Annotated in this window: 21 protein-coding genes; 19 read left to right on the plus strand and 2 right to left on the minus strand. The window is 63.4% G+C overall.

What is annotated here, in order from left to right; translation table 11 throughout:
- Nucleotides 1–47: 47 nt before the first annotated feature.
- The 4 genes from L2I41_RS02985 (at nt 48) to L2I41_RS03000 (ending at nt 3801) form a co-directional block, all read left to right on the plus strand.
- On the plus strand, nt 48–1199 hold the full coding sequence (locus L2I41_RS02985) for a two-component system sensor histidine kinase NtrB (RefSeq protein WP_237152025.1): 1152 nt from the start codon (nt 48–50) through the stop codon (nt 1197–1199).
- A gap of 178 nt (nt 1200–1377) precedes the next feature.
- Nucleotides 1378–2001, plus strand: a complete 624-nt coding sequence (locus L2I41_RS02990; protein WP_237152026.1) for a response regulator transcription factor — start codon at nt 1378–1380, stop codon at nt 1999–2001.
- Between the two features lie 67 nt (nt 2002–2068).
- Entirely contained in the window at nt 2069–2407 is a 339-nt protein-coding gene (locus tag L2I41_RS02995; RefSeq protein ID WP_237152027.1) for a response regulator, read from the plus strand.
- Nucleotides 2408–3042: 635 nt separating this feature from the next.
- A complete protein-coding gene (locus L2I41_RS03000) occupies nt 3043–3801 on the plus strand; it encodes a Crp/Fnr family transcriptional regulator (RefSeq protein ID WP_237152028.1) in 759 nt (252 codons plus the stop codon).
- A gap of 94 nt (nt 3802–3895) precedes the next feature.
- Here the strand turns inward: L2I41_RS03000 and hemN are convergent, their stop codons facing one another.
- Nucleotides 3896–5251: an oxygen-independent coproporphyrinogen III oxidase gene (gene hemN / locus L2I41_RS03005; protein ID WP_237152029.1), complete on the minus strand. Its 1356-nt coding sequence runs from the start codon at nt 5249–5251 to the stop codon at nt 3896–3898.
- Between the two features lie 550 nt (nt 5252–5801).
- Between hemN and ccoN the strand changes: the two genes are divergently transcribed.
- The 8 genes from ccoN (at nt 5802) to ccoS (ending at nt 14122) form a co-directional block, all read left to right on the plus strand.
- Nucleotides 5802–7427 carry a cytochrome-c oxidase, cbb3-type subunit I gene (ccoN, locus tag L2I41_RS03010; RefSeq protein ID WP_237152030.1) on the plus strand — a complete coding sequence of 542 codons (1626 nt, stop codon included), beginning with the start codon at nt 5802–5804 and terminating at the stop codon, nt 7425–7427.
- A 13-nt stretch (nt 7428–7440) separates the two neighbouring features.
- Nucleotides 7441–8172, plus strand: a complete 732-nt coding sequence (ccoO, locus tag L2I41_RS03015; protein ID WP_237152031.1) for a cytochrome-c oxidase, cbb3-type subunit II — start codon at nt 7441–7443, stop codon at nt 8170–8172.
- Nucleotides 8173–8186: 14 nt separating this feature from the next.
- Nucleotides 8187–8342 (plus strand): cbb3-type cytochrome c oxidase subunit 3, encoded by a 156-nt coding sequence (locus L2I41_RS03020; RefSeq protein ID WP_255720113.1) that lies wholly within the window; start codon nt 8187–8189, stop codon nt 8340–8342.
- Between the two features lie 3 nt (nt 8343–8345).
- Nucleotides 8346–9209, plus strand: coding sequence for a cytochrome-c oxidase, cbb3-type subunit III (gene ccoP, locus L2I41_RS03025; RefSeq protein ID WP_237152032.1), 864 nt, complete (start codon nt 8346–8348; stop codon nt 9207–9209).
- A 327-nt stretch (nt 9210–9536) separates the two neighbouring features.
- Complete coding sequence (ccoG, locus tag L2I41_RS03030) at nt 9537–11021, plus strand: cytochrome c oxidase accessory protein CcoG (protein ID WP_237152033.1); 1485 nt, start codon at nt 9537–9539, stop codon at nt 11019–11021.
- A 77-nt stretch (nt 11022–11098) separates the two neighbouring features.
- Nucleotides 11099–11608, plus strand: coding sequence for a FixH family protein (locus L2I41_RS03035; RefSeq protein ID WP_237152034.1), 510 nt, complete (start codon nt 11099–11101; stop codon nt 11606–11608).
- Between the two features lie 52 nt (nt 11609–11660).
- Complete coding sequence (locus L2I41_RS03040) at nt 11661–13961, plus strand: heavy metal translocating P-type ATPase (protein ID WP_237152035.1); 2301 nt, start codon at nt 11661–11663, stop codon at nt 13959–13961.
- Nucleotides 13958–14122, plus strand: coding sequence for a cbb3-type cytochrome oxidase assembly protein CcoS (gene ccoS / locus L2I41_RS03045; protein ID WP_237152036.1), 165 nt, complete (start codon nt 13958–13960; stop codon nt 14120–14122). Before L2I41_RS03040 ends, ccoS begins: the two co-directional genes overlap by 4 nt.
- Nucleotides 14123–14470: 348 nt before the next feature.
- On the opposite strand, the gene hemA is transcribed toward ccoS, so the two are convergent.
- Nucleotides 14471–15742, minus strand: coding sequence for a 5-aminolevulinate synthase (gene hemA / locus L2I41_RS03050; RefSeq protein ID WP_237152037.1), 1272 nt, complete (start codon nt 15740–15742; stop codon nt 14471–14473).
- A gap of 489 nt (nt 15743–16231) precedes the next feature.
- Between hemA and L2I41_RS03055 the strand changes: the two genes are divergently transcribed.
- The 7 genes from L2I41_RS03055 (at nt 16232) to L2I41_RS03085 (ending at nt 24259) form a co-directional block, all read left to right on the plus strand.
- Nucleotides 16232–16726: a response regulator gene (locus L2I41_RS03055; RefSeq protein ID WP_255720114.1), complete on the plus strand. Its 495-nt coding sequence runs from the start codon at nt 16232–16234 to the stop codon at nt 16724–16726.
- Between the two features lie 341 nt (nt 16727–17067).
- Nucleotides 17068–17436 (plus strand): hypothetical protein, encoded by a 369-nt coding sequence (locus tag L2I41_RS03060; protein WP_237152038.1) that lies wholly within the window; start codon nt 17068–17070, stop codon nt 17434–17436.
- A gap of 291 nt (nt 17437–17727) precedes the next feature.
- Nucleotides 17728–18981, plus strand: a complete 1254-nt coding sequence (locus L2I41_RS03065) for a sarcosine oxidase subunit beta family protein (RefSeq protein ID WP_237152039.1) — start codon at nt 17728–17730, stop codon at nt 18979–18981.
- 9 nt (nt 18982–18990) lie between these two features.
- Nucleotides 18991–19293, plus strand: coding sequence for a sarcosine oxidase subunit delta (locus L2I41_RS03070; RefSeq protein ID WP_237152040.1), 303 nt, complete (start codon nt 18991–18993; stop codon nt 19291–19293).
- A complete protein-coding gene (locus L2I41_RS03075) occupies nt 19290–22292 on the plus strand; it encodes a sarcosine oxidase subunit alpha (protein WP_237152041.1) in 3003 nt (1000 codons plus the stop codon). The genes L2I41_RS03070 and L2I41_RS03075 overlap by 4 nt, the downstream gene beginning before the upstream one ends.
- Nucleotides 22285–22857: a sarcosine oxidase subunit gamma gene (locus L2I41_RS03080; RefSeq protein WP_237152042.1), complete on the plus strand. Its 573-nt coding sequence runs from the start codon at nt 22285–22287 to the stop codon at nt 22855–22857. The genes L2I41_RS03075 and L2I41_RS03080 overlap by 8 nt, the downstream gene beginning before the upstream one ends.
- A gap of 304 nt (nt 22858–23161) precedes the next feature.
- Complete coding sequence (locus L2I41_RS03085) at nt 23162–24259, plus strand: GlxA family transcriptional regulator (RefSeq protein WP_237152043.1); 1098 nt, start codon at nt 23162–23164, stop codon at nt 24257–24259.
- Nucleotides 24260–24306 lie beyond the last annotated feature (47 nt).

Below are 24306 nucleotides of genomic sequence, written 5' to 3' on the forward strand. Positions count from 1 at the left end.
GCCAGAACAAGGTGTGGCAAAGGTGTCCGTCAAATACGGGGTCGGTAATGGTCAAGGTTGACGACCGGAATACTACGGTGAATGAAGCCCGCTTCGAGAGCCTGCTGGATACGGCAGCCGACGGGATCATCGTCATGGACGAGCGTGGTCGTATGCTGGTCTTCAACAAGATCTGCGAGACCATGTTCGGCTACAGCTCGGAAGAGGCTGTGGGCAAGCCGGTCAACCTGATCATGCCGCCGGAATTCTCGACCGATCACGATCGGTATGTCCGCAACTATCACCGTACCGGCGAGAAGCGGATCATCGGCATCGGCCGTGAAGTCTCCGGCATGCACAAGGACGGAACGGTGTTTCCGCTGGAGCTGTCGGTCGGCGAAGCGGTGACGCCGGAAGGCCGGCAATATATTGGCGTGCTGCGCGACCTGCGCCCGCGCCGCGCCGTGGAAGTGCGCGTGTCGCAGCTGCAGGCTCAGGTGGTCCACATGACGCGCCTGTCCGCCATGGACGAGATGGGCGCCGCCATGGCGCACGAACTCAACCAGCCGCTTACCGCGCTCCTGCTCTATCTGCAGGCGGTGACGCGGCAGATCAAGAATTCACATGCCGAGGGGCAGGTGCCCTCCGAAAAGGTTCTCGGCGTGCTCGACAAGGCCGTTACAGAGGCCGAACGCGCCAGCCATATCGTCCAGCGCATGCGCCAGATGGTGGAAAAGCGCGATCCGGAACGGGCGACCATCGATCTGCGTGAAGTGGTGAACGAGGCGCTGGATCTCAGCGAGTTCGTCGCCCAGAGCGCAACGGTGACCATCCGCCGTGTCTACGGTCCCAACCCCATCTGGGTCGATGCCGACGCCACGCAGATCCAGCAAATCGTTTTGAATCTTCTGCGCAACGCGCTCGAGGTTGCCAAGGAAAGCGAGGAGCGCTGGGTCAAGGTGTCCATCGGCTCGGACGATCGCAGCGCGGTCGTCAGCGTGACCGACAGCGGGCCGGGCTTCTCCGAAGAAGTCAGCCGGTCGCTGTTCAAGACTTTCAGTACAACGAAGAAAAGTGGAATGGGTCTCGGTCTCGCGATCTCGCGCGCCATTGCCCAGAACCACGGCGGTGATTTGATGGCCGATTCCGGAGGAAGCGGCCAAGGCGCAACCTTCACACTCGTTCTGCCCGTGCATCGGGCAGCTGTCGACGAGGGGTGATGAATGGAACCCGGCCGTCTCCACGGGATTGCCGGTCAACAATGGGGCCTTGTCCCCGGCGGGCGGACCGCTGATGCAAGCGGACCGTCGTTGGGAACAAGGTGGGCTAAAGGCTGATCGAGAGCCGCCGGAGACCTCCTCCGGACATCGCAAGGCCGCGTGATTGAGGAAGACGAAAATGGGTGAAGCTGTCGAAGGAAAGATCTTTGTGGTCGACGATGATGCGGCGGTGCGCGATGCCCTGTCGGTGATCTTCGATATGGAAGGATATGGCGTGCGGACCTTCGCCGATGGCGATCAGTTCCTGAACGCGCTGAAGACCGAAGGGCCGGCCTGCGTGCTGCTCGACGTGCACATGCCCGGCAAGTCCGGTCTCGATATCCTGAAGTCGATGGACGTCGGCACCTTCCCGGCACCGGTGTTCATCATCTCCGGCCAGGGCGATATCCCCATGGCCGTCAGCGCCATCAAGGCCGGCGCGACCGACTTCATCGAGAAGCCCTTCGACGCTGAGACCGTCGTGATGCGCGTGCGCGAAGCCATCGCCAGCTACGGTCGCCATCAGGCCAACGGCGTCGCCGCGATGAACTTCCCCGGCGCCGAGCACCTGACCCCGCGCGAGCGCGACGTGCTGCAGGAAATCACCGGCGGTGCCTCGAACAAGGAAGCCGGCCGCAAGCTCGGCATCTCGCCGCGCACCATCGAAGTCCATCGCGCCCGCATCATGGAGAAGCTCGGCGCGCGCAATGCGGCCGATCTCGTTCGCATTGTGTTGACTGCGCATACGGGCGAACACGGATAATAATTTCCGATAAAAAAATGCAAGTTATCAGTCTGCCGGTTTGCCCCGGCAGACAATGGGGTATCGCATGTATTTCGTCGTCGAAGATGATCCTGCTGTTGCCGACGCGCTCGAGTCTCTGCTCGAAGGCGCGGGGCTGGAGGTTTGCGTCTTCGGATCGGCTGAAGAACTGATGCGCAACGGCCTGCCCAAGGCCAACGACACCATGATCGTCGATCTAGGCTTGCCCGGCATGAGCGGCGGTGAACTGGTTCGTCGCCTGGGCAAGGTTGGCGCGGCCCCCCGCGTGATCGCCATTTCCGGCAAGTCCTCGCGCACCATTGCGCGAGAGGTCGAGGGCATCAACGACATCAAGATCCTGCGCAAGCCGCCGTCGGCGGATTGGCTGGAAGCCATCACGGCCTGATTGTCGCGCCTCGATGGAGGCTGGGATTGCTTGCAGCGAACGTCGGGCGTCTGGGCGTGCGGCGGAGTTCGATTCTTCCTCTCCAGTGGAGGGGGCTGCGCATTTCCTTGATTTTCCGCGTAATCCGCGGGTATCCCGCTCATGTTTTGCTGACTGCGCAAATTTGCATGGCTGGGGTCCAGTTTATGGAAAGCGCGTAATAGTCGCTCCAGACGTCGCTCTGGACCTGAAAAACACACATTTTCGTTTTTGTGATTCGCGTGGATCCAGCGTGTCCGGCGTCTGGCGCATTCCCGGCCATCGATGCGAGCTGCAGATTTATGCCGCCTATATTGCGGTTTACTACAATCATTTCAAAAAAATCTCATGCTTTTGTGGCAAGATCTTGATTGTTGATTTGACGGATCGCAGTGGATCGAGAAACATATCAAGTAATATTTATGCGTAGTTGGGCGTACGTAGCGGCACGAATTTTGTGTCTCTGGGTATTTACCTAATGTGCGCTGGTCAAGTTTAGCTGCCGTATGTCAGATCGGGAAAGCGAAGCAGCGGTCGGATACAAGCTCGTAAGGCCATGGACGGATGGTCCCTTGCGGGAAAGCTGCTCTGAACCGGGTCTCATCGAGGAGGGATCGATGTTCGTGGAAAAGAAATCTGCCTTTGAACCGGGCAATCAGGCTGATGGCATGGTGTCCATGCACCATCACAACAGCCGCTATTCCGGCACCAAGATGAAGGCGCCGGTCGATGACAGCGCCTGGCTCAGCTTCCGCTCTTCGCCGCGCGCTCGGCTGGACCGCTTCGAGTCCCATGACATCCTGTTCCATGAGGACGATCCGGCCACCAATCTCTACGAGATCGCGTCCGGCCAGATCATGCTCTATCGCCTCCTCGCCGATGGGCGCCGCCAGGTGGTGGACATCCTGTCGGAGGGCGACCTGTTCGGCCATTCCATGACCGGCCTCTACGACTGTTCCGCCGAAGCGCTGATGCCCTGCGAAGTGCGCATCCTCGATCGTCGCGATATCGAGCAGTCCAGCGAACTCCTCGGACACGTCAACCGCTGCCTGATGAGCCGCATCGAAGTCCTGCACTCGCACGCCGTTCTGCTCGGCCGCAAGTCGGCGACCGAACGCGTCGCCAGCTTCCTGATGCGCTTCGTTCCCGGCCGCGGCGTGGTTGGCTGCAGCGGCCCCAAGGCCGACGTCGACCAGCAGGTCGTCGTCCTCAAGATGACCCGCCAGGAAATCGCCGATTATCTCGGCCTGACCATCGAAACGGTCAGCCGCGTGCTGTCCGATCTCAAGCGCCGCGGCATCATCTCCATCGAGAAGAACGACCGCATCAAGCTGGTCGAAGTCTGCCGCGTCTGCAAGATGACCGGCATTCACTGACCCATCCTCCTCGATCGACCTTCCAGCGGCCGGATGCGCATTGCGTTTCCGGCCGTCATTCTTTTCAAGCGCCGCAAAAGATGCGGCAAGGGCGTCACACCGCCACCGAATGGCGACCGCCCCTGCCGAGATAGGCGTCGAAGGCCGACGCGACCACGCGGGCGAGCTCCACCTTGTGTTCGATGATCGAGACCTTGTACCCGTCGATCGTCAGCCAGCCGGCCTTGACCATGGGCGCAAGCGACTCGAGGTCCGCGGCGAACATCTCCGGCGACACCCTGTGGTGCGCGGCGATGGCTCCGAGATCCACGTCGAAGAAGCACAGGACCTGCTCGATCACGTCGGCACGAACGAGGTCGTCCGGCGTGAAGATCCGGCCCTTGTGGACGGCGAACTTGCCGGCCTCTATGGCGCGCTGCCAGGGCGCGTTGGCCGTTTCATTCTGGGCATAGCCCCAGGGCGTCTTGCCAATCGAGGAGGCGCCGAAGCCGAGCAGGGTGTTGGCAGCGTCGGTGGTATAGCCCTGGAAGTTGCGGCGCAGGGTGCGTTGATCGCGCGCCCGCGTGAGATCGTCCTCCGGACGGGCGAAATGGTCGATGCCGATTTCCTCGTAGCCGAAGGCGTCGATGGTGGCACGCGCGATGCGCGCGAGCTCATGACGAGCGGCGCTATCGGGCAGCAGGCTCTCGTCGATCACCTTCTGATGCGTGCGGAACCAGGGCACATGCGCATAGCCGAAAAGCGAGATGCGGTTCGGCGCCAGACCGGCCGCATGCAGCGCCGTCTGGCGGATCGAGGCCGGGGTCTGCCGCGGCAGGCCGTACATCAGGTCGAAGCTGATGGCGCCGATGCCATGCCCATGAAGGTTTGCGACAGCCGCTTCAACCATTTCCAGCGGCTGGATACGGCCGATGGCCTCCTGCACTGCCGGATCCAGGTCCTGGACGCCGAGGCTGGCGCGGTTGATTCCCATGCGCGCCAGGAAGCGGGCATTCTCACGGGTGAGATGGCGCGGATCGAGCTCGATGGCGTGCTCGGCATTGCGGCGAATGTCGAAGAACTCATGCAGATCGCCGACGATCTTCTCGAAGGACGCCATCGGCACCAGGTTCGGCGTGCCGCCGCCCCAGTGGATATGCGAGACCTTGAGCCGTCCGAGGCGGTCGGCTGCCAGCGCGATTTCCTTGCGCAGCACCTCCACATAGGCTTCGATCGGCGCATCCTTGCGTGTCGCCTTCGTGGTGCAGCCGCAATAATGGCAGATGGTCCGGCAGAAGGGGATGTGGATGTAGATCGACACCGCCTCTTCCCGGTTGCCGATCTTGTCGAGCCACGCCCCATAGAGTTCCGAATCCACGTCCTGATTGAAATGGGGCGCGGTTGGATAGGACGTGTAGCGGGGGACCGTGGCGCGGATCACGCTCGACAGGTCCAGCGAAGGGAGGGACATGGCGTTCATGCTTCCTGTTTGCGGCACGGACGGCGCCCCGGCATTGATCGACATCAAAGAAAACCCTATTCGGGTTATTCCGCAGTCTTGCGGGGATGGAGCGTGGTCGGACAAGGCTTCGGAACAGTCGGGACCTGCTTGCCCGTCCGGAGCGTCCGCCGAAGCGGTGCTTTTGCGGCCAAGTGATTCTGGCATCTGGCAAAAGACGGACTACTCAGACTTTCGGTGCATCGGCTTGCACCTACCGTCTTCGCCTGCACCCCGACATCGGTAGTCCCTCTCCGCAATTTTCCGCAAAAACAGGCTCTTAGCGGCGAGAAGGCGGCATAAGTGGTGAGTCAATTCCCCTATTTAAAGGGGTAGATATTGATTTCGATCAAGGTTGCCCTGCTTCAAGCCCACTAGGTTCGGCCCGAACTCTCGCGTATTCGGCGCGGGGCTCGACCAGTGTGACCGCGGATCACCCCCGGGGGAGTGTCTGAATTACCAAGGGGCGGTCCGGACAAAATACGGGGCGACAATCATGACAGCGCAGAGGGCAAAACCTCTCATGTCGCTTGAGGAGGGGGGCTTTGCCGTCTTCCTGGGGCTACTCACTCTGCTATGCGTTCTGCTCGCCGGTAAGGCGCTCGATCCGGTCTTCGCGTTCCACGCGACGATCGGCGCGATTGCGTCAGCGGCAGGCGTTTATCTCATCGTCAAGGCTTACATCGACCGTGCCGGCAAGGAAGTTCCTGCCGAAATCAACGGTAAGCCCAACTACAACTACGGACCCATCAAGTTCGCCTCGATCGCGGCGATGTTCTGGGGCATTGCCGGCTTCCTCGTGGGCGTGATCATCGCCTTCGAACTGGCGTTCCCGAACCTCAGCATGGGTCTGGAGTGGATCAACTTCGGTCGCCTGCGCCCGCTGCACACCTCCGCGGTGATCTTCGCCTTCGGTGGCAACGTGCTGCTGGCGACGAGCTTCTATGCCGTGCAGCGCACCTGCCGCGTCCGCATGCCTGGCTTGGTCGCGCCCTGGTTCGTCATCCTCGGCTATAACGTCTTCATCGTCATCGCTGGTACGGGCTACCTGCTGGGCGTGACGTCGGGCAAGGAATACGCCGAGCCGGAGTGGTATGCCGACCTGTGGCTGACCGTCGTCTGGGTGGCCTATCTGCTGGTCTTCCTCGCCACGTTGTGGAAGCGCAAGGAGCCCCATATCTACGTGGCCAACTGGTTCACGCTGGCCATGATCGTCACGATCGCCATGCTGCATCTGGTCAACAACGCGGAGATTCCGGTGTCCTTCTTCGGCACCAAGTCTTACGTGCTGTGGTCCGGCGTGCAGGATGCCATGGTTCAGTGGTGGTATGGCCATAACGCGGTGGGCTTCTTCCTGACCGCCGGCTTCCTGGCCATCATGTACTATTTCGTGCCCAAGCGCGCCAATCGTCCGGTGTATTCCTATCGCCTGTCGATCGTGCACTTCTGGGCGCTGATCTTCCTGTACATCTGGGCCGGTCCGCACCACCTGCACTATACCGCGCTGCCCGAATGGGCCTCCACGCTGGGCATGACCTTCTCGGTGATGCTGTGGATGCCGTCCTGGGGTGGCATGATCAACGGCCTGATGACGCTGTCCGGCGCCTGGGACAAGCTCCGCACCGACCCGGTGCTGCGCATGCTCGTGGTGTCCGTCGCCTTCTACGGCATGTCGACCTTCGAAGGTCCGCTCATGTCGATCAAGGCGGTCAACAGCCTCAGCCACTATACGGACTGGACCATCGGTCACGTGCACTCCGGTGCGCTCGGCTGGGTGGGTTACGTCTCCTTCGGCGCGCTCTATTGCCTGGTCCCCTGGGTCTTCGGCAAGAAGGACGTCTACTCGCTGAAGCTCGTGGACTGGCACTTCTGGATCTCGACCCTGGGTATCGTTCTCTACATCTCCGCGATGTGGGTGTCCGGTATCATGCAGGGCCTGATGTGGCGCGCCTACACCTCGCTTGGCTTCCTGCAGTATTCCTTCGTGGAAACCGTTGAGGCGATGCATCCCTACTATGTGATCCGTGGGCTCGGTGGCGTTCTGTTCCTCACCGGCGCGCTGATCATGGCCGTCAACCTCTACCTGACCATCACCCGTGGCGAAGCCGAAGAGGCCGAACCTGCTGGTGCTCTGGCTGCGGCCGAGTAAGGAGAGCCGAGCCATGTCCTTGTTCGAAAAACATGCAGTTTTCGAGAAGAACTCCATCGTTCTGCTGCTTGGCATCCTGGTTATGGTTGCCATCGGCGGTCTGGTGGAGATCGTCCCCCTCTTCTATCTGAAGAGCACGATCGAGACGGTGGACGGGATGCGTCCCTATTCACCGCTCGAACTGGCCGGCCGCAACATCTACGTCCGTGAAGGGTGCTATCTGTGCCATAGCCAGATGATCCGCCCGATGCGCGACGAGATCGAGCGTTACGGTCACTTCAGCCTGGCCGCCGAAAGCCAGTATGATCATCCCTTCCAGTGGGGCTCCAAGCGTACCGGTCCGGATCTTGCCCGCGTTGGCGGCAAGTATTCCAACGCCTGGCACGTGGCCCACTTGAGCGATCCGCGTCAGGTCGTGCCGGCTTCGGTCATGCCCGCCTACGCCTTCCTCAAGAACGCTCCGCTGAAGGCTGATCGCATTGGCGACGACATGAAGACCCTGCGCATCGAAGGCGTCCCCTATACGGACGACGAGATTGCCCAGGCCCAGGCCGACCTGGCAGCCCAGGTCAATCCTGACGGCGACAGCTCCGGCCTCCTCGGCCGCTATCCCAAGGCTGTGGTTGCGGACTTCGATGGCGACCCGACCAAGGTCACCGAGATGGACGCTCTTGTCGCCTATCTGCAAATGCTTGGCACGTTGGTTGATTTCTCGACCTACGACGACAAAGCCAACCTGCGTTAACCCGGGGGGTCATCATGGGCTTCACCTACGAACAGGTTGCAATGTTTGCCCAGCAGAGCGTGACGATCTACTTCTTCGTTCTATTCCTGGCCATCCTCGCCTATGCGCTGTGGCCGAAGAACAAGGAGCCCTTCGATCACGCCGCGCAGATCCCGCTTGAGGAGGATTGAGCCATGGCTCAACACGGAGAAATCGACAAGGTCACCGGCGTGTCGACCACCGGTCACGAGTGGGACGGCATCAAGGAACTGAATACCCCGCTGCCGCGCTGGTGGCTGTGGCTGTTTTACATCTGCATCGTCTGGGCCATCGGATACTACTTCGTGTATCCGTCCTGGCCGCTGGTCTCCGACTACACCCGTGGTTATCTGGGCTATTCGCAGCGCGAAGCAGCTCTGACGGATGCGGCGGCCGGACAGGCGTCCCGCATGGTGATCGGTAAGGGACTTGAGGCGGCGACCTTTGAGCAGATCAAGGCCGACCCGAAGATGCTCGAGTTCGCCATGGCCAACGGCAAGGCGGCCTTCGGCAACAACTGCGCGCCCTGCCATGGTTCGGGTGCCACCGGTTCGCCCGGTTATCCGAACCTGCAGGACGACGACTGGCTGTGGGGCGGCACGCTTGATGCCATCCAGCAGACGATCACGGTGGGTGCCCGCTCGACGAGCCCCGACACCCGTCAGAACGTCATGCCGGCCTTTGGCCGCGACCAGATGCTGACCGCCGACCAGATCGACAAGGTTGCCGACTATGTTCTGTCCCTGTCCGGTTCGGGTGGCGCTGCCACCGACGAAGGCAAGCAGATCTTCGCCGACAACTGCGCGGCCTGCCATGGCGAGGGCGGCATTGGTAACCAGGATCTCGGTGCGCCCAAGCTCACCGACAAGATCTGGCTCTACAGCGGCACCAAGGAAGCCATCGTTGCCCAAATCAACAATCCCAAGCTCGGCGTCATGCCGACCTGGGGCGGCAAGCTCGACGCTGTGACCATCAAGTCGCTCGCGATCTATGTCCACGACCTGGGTGGCGGCGTCTGATTGACGCGCCTTTCCTGATAACTTCGGCGGCGGGAACCTCGGTTCCCGCCGTTGTCATTTGGGGCTCTGTTGTTCGCCGATGCCGCGCTAACGCCTCTGAGTCGTCGTTGGCTGGGGTGATGACAACCCCGGCCAAGCCGGCAAAATGCGCCCTGCAAACCTATTTTATTTTTAGACCTTTGTCGAAATCTGGCGGATTTCCAAGGGTGTGGTCATGTGGTGTTTGACCTTTATCAAAGCATGGGCTAACCCGGCCTCCTATGGTGCAGGCGCGCGTCAGGGCGGACGACGGGGCTCGGCGACGGCGCAGCGAGGAGTCGGGCGACGATGCGCGTCGAACAAGACGGTTCTGCCGGAGGCGACGGCCTCTATTCGGCAGCAAAGAAAAACTATCCAGCGGCAGTCAGCGGGCGGTTGAGGACCATCAAGTGGGCGGTCCTGATGATCACCCTCGGTATCTACTATCTGTTGCCGTTCATTCGCTGGGATCGCGGACCCAACTCGCCGGATCAGGCTGTTCTGATCGACATGACCGGCCGTCGCGCCTATTTCTTTTTCATCGAGATCTGGCCGCAGGAGGTTTACTACCTCACCGGTCTTCTGGTGATCGCGGCGATCACGCTGTTCCTGATGAACGCGGTCGCGGGCCGCGTCTGGTGCGGCTATCTCTGCCCGCAGACGGTCTGGACCGACCTGTTCTTTGCCGTCGAGCGCCTGTTCGAAGGCGATCGCCGCGACCGGATCCAGCTGGACAAGGCGCCGTGGAGTGCCAACAAGATTGCCCGCAAGGGTGCCAAGCATGCCACTTGGCTGCTGATCGCCTGGTGGACCGGTGGTGCCTGGGTGCTTTACTTCGGTGACGCGCCCACCATGGTCCGCGATCTGATCACCGGAAATGCGTCCTTTGCCATCTACATGTGGATCGGCATCCTGACCTTCACCACTTACGCGCTCGCCGGCTTCATGCGCGAGCAAGTCTGCGTCTACATGTGCCCCTGGCCGCGCATCCAGGCCGCGCTGACCGACGAGTGGGCGCTGAACGTCACCTATCGCTCCGATCGTGGCGAACAGCGCATGTCGACCAAGGCCGCCGCCAAGGCGCGCGAGGCCGGACAGCCGGCCGGCGATTGCATCGACTGCTATGCCTGCGTCAATGCCTGCCCGACGGGCGTGGATATCCGCGAGGGCATGCAGCTCGGTTGCATCCAGTGCGGCCTCTGCATCGACGCCTGCGACACTATGATGGAAAGGGTCGGTCGCGAGCCCGGTCTGATCGGCTACGACACCGACATGAACATCGAGCGCCGCAAGGCCGGCAAGCAGCCGATCTATCGGATCGTGCGCGCCCGTACCGTGCTCTATACGGTGCTGATTCTGGGCATCGGCGGCGTCATGCTCTACACGCTGATGCATCGCACCTTGCAGGACATCAGCGTCCTGCACGACCGCAATCCGCTCTATGTCGAGCTGTCGACCGGCGGCATTCGCAACGGCTATACCGTCCGCTTCATCAACAAGCGCTCGGAAGAACGGTCCTTCTCTCTCGATGTGAACGGCCTGCCGCAGGGTTCGGCCACGATCGAGGCGCAGGGCATCGAGACGGTTGTCTCCGGCCTGCCGGTGGTCACCGTGGCGCCCGATGATACGCGCGAGTTGCGTGTGGTTGTGACGGTTGCACCGGGCGTGGCTCTGCCGCCGTCAACCGACATCATCTTCCGCATTGTTGACATGAAGACCGGTGAAAGTGCCCGGACGGGGGACTTCTTCAAGGCCGATGACGATCACGGCGAGGCTGAAGAGCACAAGCCCTGAGCGTCAGGCTCCGAACTGTCGCCCGGCCCCGCGAGGGGCCGGGCTTTCCGCTTCAGACAATCCCGCGAGGAGGGATCATGAGCATTGCCGTTGATGGAAACAAGCAGCGTCGCCTGACTGGTCGCGCAGTCCTGCTCTGGCTGATCGGCTTCTTCGGGTTGATCTTCGCGGTCAACTTCGCCTTCGTCTATTTCTCCATTTCCACCTTCCCCGGGCTGGAAGTGGAATCGAGCTATCAGGCTGGGCAGGACTTCGAGAAGGAAGTTGCGCTTGGCCGCGAGCAAACTGAACGCGCCTGGAAGGTTGACGCCTCGGTCAAGCCTGCCGGCACCGACGCGGCCGTGTCCATCAGTTTTGTCGACAAGGCGGGCGCGCCGATCTCGGGTCTGGCGGTTTCCGTGCAGCTGATCCATGCCGTCGACCCGACCCATGACCACACCGCCAAGCTGTCGGAGACCGCTCCTGGGGTCTATACGGCGTCGCTTGAAGACGTTCCCGATGGCAGCTGGGTGCTGAACATCGAGGCCGACAAGGACGGCCAGCGCCTCTTCAAGAGCCGCAACCAGCTTGACTACAAGCGCTCGTGACCCTGGGCGTTCCGGTGGGCGTTCGGACCTTCGGTTGCAGGAGTAACCTGCTGTGACGGCTGTTCTTTCAGAGGGGCTAGCGCCCGAGCTCCCTGCCGCGGCCAGCCAGCGGGAAGAACACGATTGGACCGCCTTCACGGTCGCGGACAAGGATGGCGCGCGTCGGCTCGAACTGGCGGTCAGCGGCATCACCTGTGCCGCCTGCATGACCGATATCGAGCGGGGACTGAAGTTTGTCCCGGGTGTCAAGTCGGCGCGGGTGAACCTTGCCAGCCGCCGTACCTCTGTCGTCTATGACCCCGAGGTCATCGGTCCGGTTGCGGTGCTCGATCGCATGGCGGCGATCGGTTATCCCTCGCATCCCTTCGATCCGGCGCTGGCCGGCGATCGGCGCTCCGAAGCCTCGCGCGAACTCCTCCGGTGCATGGCGGTCGCTGGCTTTGGCGCCATGAACGTGATGCTGATGTCGGTGGCCGTCTGGGCCGGCAACGTGACCGACATCACGCCGGAGACCCGTGACTTCTTCCACTGGATGAGCGCGCTGATCGCCATCCCCGCGGTGGGCTATGCCGCGCGGCCCTTCTTCCGCAGCGCCTTCGGCGCCCTCAAGCGGCGTTCGGTGAACATGGACGTGCCGATCTCCATCGGCGTGACGCTGGCCATGGGGCTGTCGCTGGTCAACACCATGCTGCACGAACTCGAGGCCTACTTCGACAGCGCCTTGATGTTGCTGTTCTTTCTGCTGCTGGGTCGTTTCCTCGACGAAAACATGCGCCGCAGAACCGCGGTCGAAGCCGAGACCCTGGCGACGCTGCGGGCGGAGTCGGCCGTCCGCATCGCCGAGGACGGGACGCTGTCGCGCCTGCCGCTCAGCCAGGTGAAACCTGGCGATCGCATCCTCGTCCGGGCCGGGGAAAGAGTGCCGGTGGATGGCAAGGTGCTGTCGGGGCGGTCGGATATCGACATGAGCATGGTAACCGGCGAGACGCTGCCGGCGCGGGTGTCCACGGGGAGCATGGTGCATGCGGGAACGCTGAACGGCGCCGGAGTGCTGACCGTCTCGGTGACGGCGGCGGTCGAGGGGACGCTGATGGCCGAGATCGAGCGGCTGATCGGCGAAGCCCAGACCGCCAAGGCCGGAACCTTGCGACTGGCCGACCGGGCGGCGCGCGCCTATGCGCCGGTGGTGCACAGCTCGGCCTTGCTGACGGCGGTGGGCTGGATGATCGCCGGTGCCGGCTGGCACAACGCCCTGATCAACGCCATCGCCGTGCTGATCATCACCTGCCCCTGCGCCCTCGCACTCGCCGTTCCGGCGGTCCAGGTTGTGGGCGCGGGTCGTTTTTATCGCAATGGTATTCTTCTCAATGCCGGCGACGCGGTCGAGCGCCTCGCCAAGGTTGACACCATCGTGTTCGACAAGACGGGAACGTTGACGCTGCCCGATCCGGTGCTGCTCAACGGTGCGGAGTTCGACGCCCAATGCCTTGATGTCGCCGGGCGGCTTGCCCGTGGCAGCCGCCACCCGCTGGCCCATGCGCTGGCCGAAGCGGTGGCGGCGGGGGCCAGCTTCGAAGGTATCGAGGAGACCCCCGGCGAGGGTGTCGCCGTGACCCAGGAAGGCCGCCGGCTGCGCCTCGGCTCCCTGGAGTTCTGTGGCGTCGACCATGACGCTGCCCAGCGCGTCCGCACGGACTATCCGACCGCCTCGCTGATTGCCTTTGCCGACGGCAGTGAACCGCCACGCGTCTTTGCTTTCGGCCAGACCCTGAAGGCGGACGCCGTCGAAACCGCAGAATCCTTGAGAAAATCGGGCTATCGCCTCGAAATCCTGTCAGGAGATCGCGAGGCCGCTGTCGCCGACATCGCCCGCGCTCTCGACATCGCCGCCTGGAAGGCCGAATGCGATCCGGCCAGCAAGATCGAGCGATTGAAGGCGCTGAAGGCCGAGGGGCGCAAGGTGCTGATGGTCGGCGACGGCATCAATGACGCACCCTCGCTGGCGGCTGCTCATGTGTCCCTGTCGCCTGTCTCGGCGGTGCACGTGGCGCAGGCCGCTTCGGACGCCGTGTTCCTCGGCGACCTGCTGAAGCCGGTGACCGTCTCGCTCGAGATTTCCAAGGCCGCCTATCGCCTGATGATGGAAAATCTCGGCATAGCCGTTATATATAATCTGTTCGCCGTGCCCATCGCGGTGGCCGGTTATGTGACGCCTTTGATTGCTGCCCTGGCAATGTCGGGGTCGTCGATGATCGTGACCCTGAACGCGCTGCGGTTGCGGCGGGTCGCCGAGCCGCCGGAGATCCGGCCGCTGCAATCGGCTGATGGCGAAACCGTTGGAGAAGCCGGATGAACGTCCTCGTATTCCTCGTGCCGATCGCCCTGTCGCTGGGAATGCTGGGGCTCCTGGGCTTCATGTGGTCGCTCAAGAATGGCCAGTATGAAGACCTGGACGGCGCCGCCTGGCGCGTGCTGCAGGACGACGACCTGCCGCAGGGCGACCACAAGCCCTGAACTCCCAAGGCGACTGGATCGTCAGACCTGGGCGATGCGCGATCACGCCGGGCCTGTCGGTCCGCTCGGCGGAAACGCGGCCTGGTTGCAGGGGCGTGTGCAAATGCGCTGGCCAGGATGTCGCGCTTTTGTCGCTCTGGGCACCGATGGCGACGGCGGGAATGTCGCGGATATGTCGCCCGCGCTGCCGATTGTCACATTCAGCGAAAATGATCGGTCGCACGCGGCCTGAATGTCACGGGCGCGCGGATTGTTGCCCCCACTTGTCCCCGCCTGCCGGCGCCGCAAAAGAAAAGGGGCCGGTGCAGCACCAGCCCCTTTCGATATCGATGATTGGCCTGACGCCGATCAGCCGCCGGCGGCGCGGAAGATCTGCTGACGCAGGACCATGTCGTCGTCCATCAGCGTCGGCGTCTCGAAGGTGAGGCCGAGCGTCTGCCAGACGTCCACCAGAGCGGTGGCCAGCTGCACGATCAGTTCGTCGTTGTGGAACGGCGTCGGCGTGATGCGCAGGCGTTCGGTGCCGCGCGGCACGGTCGGATAGTTGATCGGCTGGATGTAGATGTTGTGCTTCTCAAGAAGGATGTCGGTGGCCTTCTTGCACAGGTCGGGATTGCCGACCAGCACGGGAACGATATGCGTCTCGCTCGGCATCACCGGCAGGCCGGCGGCGGTGAGCACGGCCTTGGTGCGGGCAGCCTGGCGCTGGTGCGCATCGCGCTCCACCTGGCTTTCCTTGAGATGGCGAATTGAGGCGGTCGCCGCGGCGCAGAGGCCGGGGGGCAGGGCGGTGGTGAAGATGAAGCCGGGCGCATAGGAGCGCACCGCATCCACCAGCGACTTCTTGCCGGTGATATAGCCGCCCATGACGCCGAAGCCCTTGGCCAGCGTGCCCTCGATGACGTCGATGCGATCCATCACGCCGTCGCGCTCGCAGATGCCGGCGCCGCGCGGGCCGTACATGCCGACCGCGTGCACCTCATCGATGTAGGTGAAGGCGTTATACTTGTCGGCGAGATCGGCGATCTTCTCGATCGGCGCAATGTCGCCGTCCATGGAGTAGACCGATTCGAACACGATCAGCTTGGCGCGCTCGCGACCGGCGGCCTTCAGCAGCTCTTCGAGATGGGCGAGGTCGTTGTGGCGCCAGACCTGCTTGGAGACACCAGACGACCGGATGCCGTGGATCATCGAAGCGTGGTTGAGCGCGTCGGAAAGGATCAGGCAGTTCGGCAGCAGCTTGGCGATCGTCGAGATCGCCGCTTCGTTCGACACATAGCCCGAGGTGAAGATGAGGGCGGCTTCCTTGCCATGCAGGTCGGCGAGTTCGTTCTCGAGCTGGACCAGCGGATGGTTGGTGCCGGAAATGTTGCGCGTACCACCGGCACCTGCGCCCATGCGCTGCGCCGTCGAGGCCATGGCATCAATCACCTTGGGGTGCTGGCCCATGCCCAGATAGTCGTTGGAGCACCAGACCGTGATCTCACGTGAGTCGCTGCCACGATGCCAGAGTGCCGTCGGAAATCGACCAGCCATTCGCTCAAGTTCGGCGAAAACGCGGTAACGCTTCTCGTCCTGAAGGGCCTGGACTGCACTCTCAAAAAAAGCATCATAGTTCATGATAGGATCCATTCCCTCCCGGCGTCGCGCCCTTATAACGCCATTGACGCCGTGTCGAAAGCCACCCCCGCCATTTGACGGGAAAATGCGCCGGTTCCCTTTGCCGCAGGCGCCAACCTAGCCACCTGCACGCTCGATCACTTTGATCGGTGTCAAACTGCGTCCGGGATCTGTCAAAAGTAACTTCCCGTAGCCGCTGGCCCACAGCTGCCCTCGGAAATGACCCCATAGTTTTGAAGGGTTCCGAAAAGCATTTGTATGTCGCTGAAATTCAAGCATGAAAGGGTAAATTTCTCAAGGCCGACCGAGAGGTTATTGCTATGGTAGCTCTACTTACCCGTCGATTGGCTGACGGATTGCAAGGTTTTCCAGGCTTCACGATTTGGTGAAGGTCTGGCGCCGGCCACCGCGCGAGAGAAATCCGAACTGCCCTAACCGGATATTCACTTTTGCCGACCAAGGTCTAGGGGGCATATGGGAGTTCGGCACGTGCAGCTTGATCTGTCATCCCTGACCTTCCTGGTCGTGGAAGATAGCGCATACATGCGGACGATTTTGCGCACCATGCTGCAAGGCTTCGGGGCCCGCCGGATCGTGGAAGCTGAAGACGGCGCCTCCGGTCTCGAAGCGATGGACCGCGCCAATCCCGACATCCTGATTCTCGACTGGGTGATGCCGATTCTCGACGGCGCCGACATGGTGCGCATGATCCGCGTGCCCTCCAATCCCTTCGCCTATATCCCGATCATCATGGTGACGGGGCATACCGAGCGCAGCCGCATCATCGAAGCCCGTCGTCTCGGCATTCACGAGCTGCTGTGCAAGCCGATCTCGGCCAAGTCGCTCTATCAGCGCATCCAGTCGGTGGTGCTGAGCCCGCGCGACTTCGTGAAGACGCCGACCTATTTCGGTCCGGCGCCGCGCGAGATCCGCAACCGCCAGAACATCTGGCAGGCCAAGCCGGGCGAGAAGGCTGCGTCCTGACGCCGCGCTGAGGCCGGCAAGCAGTCGTGAAAATCCTGAAGTTGCGCGAAAGCGGTCGGCGTCCGGTCGGCTGGCGGACTTTGCCGCTTTACCATTCCACCAAATGCGAGATGCACATGCGTGTTGAAATACGTTATTATACCAATCTGCCAGAATGCTGACGCATTGGCTCGTTGAAGATGTTTCGAATTTCTCATCTGCATCAAAGGCATGAGAAACTCGAAATCGGAGTGCCGCGAGCCATTTTCAACGCCTCGTGGTATGACACGCATGCCCCGGCGCAATTGCGCGCCGACCAGACCGTAAGGTCAGGCCAGTGGCTCAATTGATTGGATGACAAGATGTTCAAGACCCGTCGTTTGCTCGGCTTTGCCGCCATCGTTGCCTCCGCCATCGTCGTTGCCTCCGGCCTTGCCGCGATTTCATCCCCCGCAGGCGCGGTGACCCGCCAGATGGACAGCGTTCCGTCGGTCAGCGAGACACCCGCCACCCTGGCGAGCGCCGAGACCTGCAACGTCGATATTTCCGACGTCGCCGGCAGCGATGAAACGTCGCCTCTTTCGGTCGCCGAACATCACTCGGTCGATCTCGATCTGCTCGAAGGTTACGGTGTGTCGGTCGCTTGCGGCACCGGTGCCGGTTCGGCGGCTACCGCCGGATTCAGCGTCGAGACCGATCCCAATCTGAAGGCCGATCGCCTGCCGCTGTGACGACGGATCGAGGCTTTCCGCGCTCTCGCTGCCCACAGACACCCAAGGACCTCGGGAAATTCGCCGCAGATCGCGTCGCCGGGACGTGATCGCTTGCCGCTTCGCTACCCGATGGACGAGGGAGAGGCCGCCTCCCTGAACCGCGCTGGCCTGCCACGTTCGGGGCTTGTCAAAAAACGACCGCGCGTCATGTCGCTTTCCTTCAATGCCGCCGCCGTGTAGGACACTTTCCTTGAGCCGTATTTGTCCGAATAGTTCGGCTTGTGAGTTTCTCAAGCTGATGGCGGTGTCATGCAGCCCTTTTCGGCCTTTAATCTGTTTCGTCGCGCGCTCGGCGGGCACACCAGTTGGCAGGCGCAATGGCGTCAGCCCTCGCTGAAGAGCGAGTATGACGTCGTGATCATCGGTGCCGGTGGTCATGGCCTTGCGACCGCCTATTACCTCGCCAAGGAACACGGCGTCCGCAACGTGGCGGTGATCGAGCGCGGGTGGCTCGGCGGCGGCAACACGGGGCGCAACACCACGATCATTCGGTCGAACTATCTGTTCGACGAAAGCGCGGCGCTCTACGACCACGCCGTGAAGCTGTGGGAAGGCCTCAGCCAGGGCATCAACTACAATGTCATGTATTCCGCCCGCGGCGTGCTGATGCTCGCCCACACGGTGCATGACGTGCAGTCGGCCCAGCGGCATATCCATGCCAACCGCTTGAACGGCGTCGACAACGAGTGGCTCTCGCCGGAAGAGTGCCGGGAGTTTTGTCCGCCGCTCAACATCGCCAAGAACATCCGCTATCCCGTGATGGGCGGCGCCTTGCAGCGGCGCGGCGGCACCGCGCGCCATGACGCCGTGGCCTGGGGCTTTGCCCGTGCCGCCGACGCGCTGGGCGTCGACATCATCCAGAACTGCGAAGTGACGGCGATCCGTCGCAATGCCGCCGGCGCCGTGGAAGCGGTGGAAACCACCAAGGGTACGGTACGCACCAAGAAGGTGGGTGTCGTCACCGCCGGTCACACCTCGGTGGTGATGGGCATGGCCGGCGTGCGCATGCCGCTCGAAAGCTTCCCGCTGCAGGCGCTGGTGTCCGAGCCGGTGAAGCCCGCCTTCCCCTGCGTGGTGATGAGCAACACCATCCACGCCTATATCTCCCAGTCCGACAAGGGCGAGATGGTGATCGGCGCCGGCACCGACGTCTACCCGAGCTATTCCCAGCGCGGCGCACTTCATATTGCCGAGCACACGCTGGACGCCATCTGCGAGCTGTTCCCCATGTTCCGCCGCATGCGCATGCTGCGCAACTGGGGCGGCATCGTCGACGTGACGCCGGATCGCTCGCCGATCCTGTCCAAGACCCCGGTGCCCGGGCTCTATGTCAACTGCGGCTGGGGCACCGGCGGCTTCAAGGCGACGCCGGGGTCGGGCAACGTGTTTGCCCACACCATCGCGCGCGACGAGCCGCACCCCATCAACGCTCCCTTCTCGCTCGACCGTTTCCGTGACGGTTTCCTGATCGACGAAGCGGCGGCCGCCGCCGTGGCTCACTGAGGTCTCGCGATGCTGATCATCAACTGCCCCTATTGCGGCGCCCGCCCGGAAGTCGAGTTCCGCCATGCCGGTGAAGCCCATGTGGCCCGTCCGGCCGGGACCGAGTCGCTGACCGACGAGGAAGTGGTCGACCGTCTCTATTTCCGCAGCAACCCCAAGGGGATGACCGTCGAGCGCTGGCGCCATGTGCACGGCTGCGGTCGCTTCTTCAACGCGGTGCGCGACACGGTGTCCGATTTCTTCGTGACCACCTACAAGACAGGCGAGCCCAAGCCTGACCTCGAAGCTCTCAAGGCAGGAGCGGCGAAATGAGTTTCCGCAAGGCGGCCGGCGGCCGCATCGACCGCAACAAGCCGATCTCCTTCTCCTTCGACGGCAAGACCTACCAGGGCTATGCCGGCGACACGCTGGCCTCGGCGCTGCTGGCCAACGGCGTGCATCTGGTGGGGCGCTCGTTCAAGTATCACCGCCCGCGCGGCATCCTCACCGCCGGCATCGACGAGCCCAACGCGCTGGTGGGTGTGGGCAAGGACGACGCCCATTATACGCCGAACCTGCGCGCGCCGGTCATCGAACTCTATGACGGGCTGAAGGCGGAGAGCCAGAACCGCTGGCCCTCGCTCGGGTTCGACATCGGGGCCGTCAACGACCTGCTGCTGAGTCGCTTCATTCCCGCCGGCTTCTACTACAAGACCTTCATGTGGCCGAAGAGCTTCTGGACCAAGGTCTATGAGCCCAAGATCCGCGCTGCCGCCGGCCTCGGCCGGGCGCCGGAGACGCCGGATGCGGCGCGCTACACCCAGGTCTACCAGACCACCGACATCCTGGTCGTCGGCGCTGGTCCCGCCGGCCTGTCGGCAGCGCTCTCCGCCTCGCGCAGCGGCAAGCGCGTGATGCTGGTGGACGAGCAGGCCGAAATGGGCGGCTCGCTGCTGCACAATCTCACCGAGGTGATCGAGGGCAAGTCGGCCTCCGAATGGGTGGCCGATGCGCTCACCGAGCTCAAGGCCAACCCCAAGGTGACGCTGCTGCCGCGCGCCACGGCCTTCGGCTACTATCCGCATAACTTCATCGGCATCAACGAGCGCCTGACTGATCACCTCGCCAACCCGCCGGCCAACCTGCCGCGCGAGCGCCAGTGGCAGGTGCGCGCCGGCGAGGTGGTGATCGCCATCGGCTCGCTCGAGCGGCCGCTGGTCTTCCCCGACAACGACCGTCCGGGCGTGATGATGGCGGAAGCCGCCCGCGCCTATGTCAACCGCTGGGGCGTTCTGCCCGGTCGCCGCGCGGTGATCGCGACCGCCCATGACAGCGCCTATCGCGTCGCCCTCGACCTCAAGGCCGCCGGCATCCAGATCGCGACGATCGCCGACCTGCGCGGCGACGTCAGCGGCGAGCTGGTCTCCGCCGCCGAGGCCGCCGGCATCCGCGTCCAGCGCGGTGCGGTGATCACCGGCACGCGCGGCCGCAAGCGTATCACCCAGGCGCATGTGGCGCGCATCCAGCCGAACGGCACCGCCGCCGCGCCGGAAGCGATCGCCTGCGATCTCCTGCTGATGTGCGGCGGCTGGACGCCGTCGGTGCATCTGTTCTCGCAGTCGCGCGGCAAGCTGACATTCGACGAGGCGCTGCAGGCCTATGTGCCGGGCCAGTCGGTGGAAAAGGAACGCTCCGCCGGCGCCTGCCGCGGCCTGTTCGACCTTGGCGCCATTCTCGAAGACGGCTGGAAGGCCGGTGCCGACGCTGCGGCTGCGGTTGGCGGCGTGGTCGCGCCCTTCCGCGTCATCGACGTCAAGGGATCGGTCAAGGAGAGCGGCGGCTATCTCGGCGCGCTGCCGCATGGCCGCAACGTCAACACCGTCAAGGCCTTCGTCGACTTCCAGAACGACTCGACCGCCAAGGACATCAAGCTGGCGGTGCGCGAGGGCATGCGCTCCATCGAGCATGTGAAGCGCTATACCACCACCGGCATGGCGACCGATCAGGGCAAGACTTCCAACATGAATGCCCTGGGCATCGTGGCGGATACGCTGAAGACGCCGGTGCCGGCCGTCGGCCTCACCACCTTCCGCCCGCCCTATTCGCCCATCACCTTCGGCGCCTTCGCCGGTCTCGCCCGTGGCGACCTGTTCGACCCGCTGCGCAAGACGCCGTCGCACGACTGGGCGACGCGCGCCGGCGCCGCCTTCGAGCCGGTGGGCCAGTGGATGCGCGCCTGGTACTTCGCCCGTCCGGGCGAGGACATGCACGCGGCGGTCAACCGCGAGGTCAAGGCGGTGCGCAGCTCCGTCGGCATGTTCGACGCCTCGACGCTCGGCAAGATCGAGGTGGTCGGCCCCGATGCCGCCGCCTTCATGAACCTGCTCTACACCAACGCCTGGACCAAGCTCGGCGTCGGCAAGTGCCGCTATGGCGTGATGCTGCGCGAGGACGGTTTCGTCATGGACGACGGCGTCGTCGGTCGCCTGGCCGAAGACCGCTTCCACGTGACCACCACCACCGGCGGCGCGCCGCGCGTGCTCCATCACATGGAAGACTATCGCCAGACCGAGTTCCCCCATCTCGACGTCTGGCTGACCTCGACCACCGAACAATGGGCTGTCGTCGCCGTGCAGGGCCCGAAGGCCCGCGACGTGGTCAGGAAGCTCGTCGGCGACTTCGATCTCTCAAAGGAAGCCTTCCCGCCCATGTCGGTCGCCGAGACCGCCATCGCCTGCGTGCCGGGTCGCCTGTTCTCCGTCTCCTTCACCGGCGAGATCGGCTATGAGCTCAACGTGCCCGCCGACTATGGCGCGGCGCTGTGGGAGGCCGTGTTCGAAGCCGGCCGCGAGTTCGGCATCACGCCCTATGGCACCGAGACCATGCACGTGGCCCGCGCCGAGAAGGGCTATATCATCGTCGGCCAGGAAACCGACGGCACCGCGACGCCCGACGACGTCGGCCTCGGCTGGGCCGTGGGCAAGACCAAGCCCGACTTCGTCGGCAAGCGTGCTCTGGCCCGCCCGGCCATGTCGGCACCGGACCGCAAGCAGATGGTCGGCCTGTTCACCGAGGACCCCAAGGTGGTGATCGAGGAGGGCGCGCAGATCGTGCTCGACCCGAACCAGCCCGTGCCGATGAAGATGGTCGGACACGTCACCTCCTCCTACTGGAGCCCGACCGTCGGCCGGTCCATCGCCATCGCCATGCTGCGCGGCGGCCGCGCCCGCATCGGCGAGACGGTCTACATCCCCATGCCGGAAGGCACCATCGCCGCGAAAGTGGTGGAACCCGCATTCTACGACAAGGAAGGGGAGCGCCTGAATGGTTGACATCTCCAGCGATCGCCGCACGGTTCTCGACGGCCTGCAGTTCACCTCGCCGGCCGACGCTGAGGTGCGTATCGAACCGGTGGCGGCCATGAGCCGGCTCGCCCTGCGCGGACGGCCCGGCATCGAGACCGCGGTCGCCCCGGTCTTCGGCTTCAACCTGCCCAGCACCGCCTGCACTTCGGCGACCGCCGCCGAATATGCCGCGCTCTGGGTCGGGCCGGACGAATGGCTGGTGACGGCGCCGGACGGCCGCGTCGACGTGGTCAAGGCGGCGCTCGAAGAGGCCTGCGCCGGCGTGCCGCATGCCATCACCGACATCTCCCATCGCAACGTCGGCCTGACCATCTCCGGACCGAAGGCGACCTGGGTGCTGTCGCACGGCTGCCCGCTCGACTTCGACCTCGCCGCTTTCCCGGTGGGCATGTGCACCCGCACGCTGCTGGGACGGACCGAGGTCGTGCTCTGGCGCCGCGCCGAGGACACGTTCCGCATTGAGGTCTGGCGGACTTTCGCCGACTATCTGATCGGTTTCCTCAACGAAGCGCGCAAGGAACTTGCCGCATGAGCTTGGAGCGCTTTCCGACCTGACGGAATCATCAGGTCGATTGGAAATCGCTCCAGAGTCAATAACTTGAGCAGCCGCCGATCATGTTGGTTCAAACTGGTCGGCGGCTGCTCTAGATCCGGCAGAGGCTCTGCTGCCTTTGCCGGAAGCCTGCAACAGCCCGACTCATGACCAGTTGGGATGGGGTGCGAGAAGAACTGGCCTCCGGACTAAATCGAATTGATTTGGCTTGAGGCCGGGTCTGGGCCAATTCTGGAACCAATCACTGACACGGCAACGCCGGAAACGGAGCAAGGGAGCGTCGATGGGAGCCACGGCAGCGCGGGGACGGGTGAAGACGAACGGGGTGCCACAGGTACCGGCCCGGCCGCGTCTGTCTGTCGGATTCATTCTGGCCGACAATTTCACCCTATCGGCCTTTGCGCTCTTCGTGGACCAGTTGCGCCTCGCCGCCGATGAGGGCGACCTTTCCCGCCAGATCAATTGCTCCTGGTCGATCATGGGCGCGCGCCCCGAGCCGGTTCGCTCGTCCTGCGGCGTCGGCATCGAGCGCACCTCGCCCTTCACCGAGCCGGAACGCTTCGATTATATCGCCGTGGTCGGCGGCATCCTGCATGCCGGCCGTCAGGTGGACGACGCCACCATCGACTATCTGCGCCGGGCCGCGCGCGCCGGCGTGCCCTTGATCGGGCTCTGCACCGGGTCCTTCGTGCTGGCGCGCGCCGGCCTGATGACCGGACGGCGCATCTGCGTCAACTGGTACCACTATCAGGATTTTCTCAACGAGTTCCCGCACCACCATCCGGTGGCCGATCGCCTGTTCGTGGTGGACGGCGACCGAATCACTTGCCCCGGCGGCGGCTCGGTGGCGGATCTGGCGAGCTATATCGTCGAGAAGTCGCTCGGCCGCGCCATTGCCCAGAAGAGCCGGCAGATCCTGGTGCTCGATCAGGCCCGCCCCGGCACGGCCGCCCAGCCGCATCCGCCGCTGGCCGACAGCATTTCCGACGAGCGGGTGCGTCGTGCCCTGCTGATCATGGAACAGCATCTGGCCGATCCGCTGTTGATCGCCGACATCGCGACACGGCTGAAGCTGTCGACCCGCCAGCTCGAACGGCTGTTCCACAGCGTCATGGGCATCAAGCCTGCCGCATTTTACCGGTCGCTGCGTCTGAAATATGCACGGTGGCTACTGGATAATACGGATAGATCAGTTACGGATATTGCGCTTGAGTCGGGCTTCTCTGACTGCGCCCATTTTTCCAGACATTTCAAGGCGCTTCACGGCATTTCACCATCCGATATCCGCATCCGGGACGGGGGACGGCGGCGGATGGAGGAAGTCGATGGCGTGCTGGCAGGGCAACCGATCGCCGTCGCGGGCCATCGGCTGTTTGAATGAGTGCATCAGGTAGAACAGGTAGACAACGACAACAAAGTCACCAGAGG

Origin of the sequence: Oryzibacter oryziterrae, assembly GCF_021864535.1 — a bacterium.
In the GTDB taxonomy this organism is placed as follows: Bacteria; Pseudomonadota; Alphaproteobacteria; order Rhizobiales; family Pleomorphomonadaceae; genus Pleomorphomonas; species Pleomorphomonas oryziterrae.